1 protein-coding gene and 2 rRNA genes are annotated in these 1442 nt (G+C 32.7%); all 3 read left to right on the forward strand.

Going from position 1 to position 1442, the window contains the following annotated elements:
- Positions 1 to 103: ribosomal RNA gene (locus Q1553_RS04995) — 23S ribosomal RNA — on the forward strand; the annotation flags it as partial.
- 298 nt (positions 104 to 401) lie between these two features.
- Positions 402 to 517, forward strand: a 5S ribosomal RNA gene (gene rrf, locus Q1553_RS05000).
- Positions 518 to 1169: 652 nt separating this feature from the next.
- Positions 1170 to 1442, forward strand: a 273-nt coding sequence (locus Q1553_RS05005) for a helix-hairpin-helix domain-containing protein (RefSeq protein ID WP_300842788.1), incomplete at its 3' end; no start/stop codon positions are given.

The following is a 1442-nucleotide window of genomic DNA, read 5'->3' on the forward strand; positions in this document are numbered from 1 at the left end:
CTCCCTGAAGGTCGCAAGAAGACTACTTGCTTGATAGGGTAGAGGTGTAAGCATAGTAATATGTTTAGCTGACTACTACTAATAGACCGATTGGCTTAAAATGACTTTTAAAGCCACTGCCTTAATGAGTGTAAAAACTCAAAAAGGAAAGAATCTAGTTTGTTTGCAAACATTGATGGTATTACTTAAAAATCTCTATTGATACTCTCTTAAGATTTCAAAAGAGAAAGATTGAAAAATCTAAAAAGATTTAAAAACTTTCGTGGAAACTTCAAGAGAAACCAAAAGAAAAGTTTTAAGAAAATAAAGCAAGAAAAAAGTTCAAGATTCTTTATAGAATCCTTTAAAGACAATCTTAGAGCTAAGAGATTTTAAAAGATTTAGGCTTTTTACATTGTCATCTTCGTGCTGATAGAGAAGAGGTTCCACCTAGCTCCATTCCGAACCTAGCAGTTAAGCTCTTCTTCGCTGATGATACTGCTCTTTGCAAGAGTGGTAAAGTAGGACGGTGCGGAGATGAGAGTGTAAAGAATGAGTTTAGAATTATCTGCTTTTGCTATGTGTCCATAAAATCAAATGACTGCTTGCAACATTATGAAAATCTCTATCCATACTTCAAAACATTTTTAAGCAATTTGGCTTCATTTGTTTATCCTTATTCAAATAGTTATTTGCAAATAGTGTTTATTTGTCTTTATATTGTATTAGTTGTTGGTTTTATTGCTTGGATAACTTATTGGAATCCCAATTTTTATATTTGATTGATTGGGGGGATAGGATTGGCTTGTTGGTTTTTGTTTGAGGATTGGTTAAAGAATATTACTACGTCGTTGTGATGCGTAGCAATCTAGAGTGTTAGTTCAAGAAAACTTCACAATGGAATTGGAATCGTAAAGGGAGAGATTCTTGCGGTATGGATTGCTTTGCGCGTTGCTCCTTGCAAGGACAGGAATACAATAATGTGATAGAAAACACAATGTTGGCTTAGGATTTGTCCTTTAAGTCTTGAAATATAAAAGCTAACAAGCAAAAATATTGAAGCATTCCAAACAATGTTCCCTTCTGTAACAATGGAATCTTTTTTAGCTTTTTTGTAAAGGAGATTTCAAGAATCTTTCTTTAATTTAGATACAATGAAAAACTTTTTACATTAAAAATAAGGAGAAAAAATGAGATTTTTAATTTTAGGATTCTTAATGGTTTCTTGGCTCTTTGGTGCAGTCAATCTCAATACTGCAAGTAAAGAAGAATTAATGAGTGTCAAAGGAATAGGGGAAGCAAAGGCGCAAGCAATTATAGAATATCGCTCCAATAAACCCTTTCAATCGGTTAGTGAATTAGGAAATGTGAAAGGATTTGGAAAGAAGACTTTAGAAAAACTCAAAGGAGAATTTATTGTAGAAGAATCTTTACCTGCAAAAGAATCTAAAAAGACAAAAGAG

This window comes from Helicobacter sp. UBA3407, from assembly GCF_949747025.1.
In the GTDB taxonomy this organism is placed as follows: Bacteria; Campylobacterota; Campylobacteria; order Campylobacterales; family Helicobacteraceae; genus Helicobacter_D; species Helicobacter_D ganmani.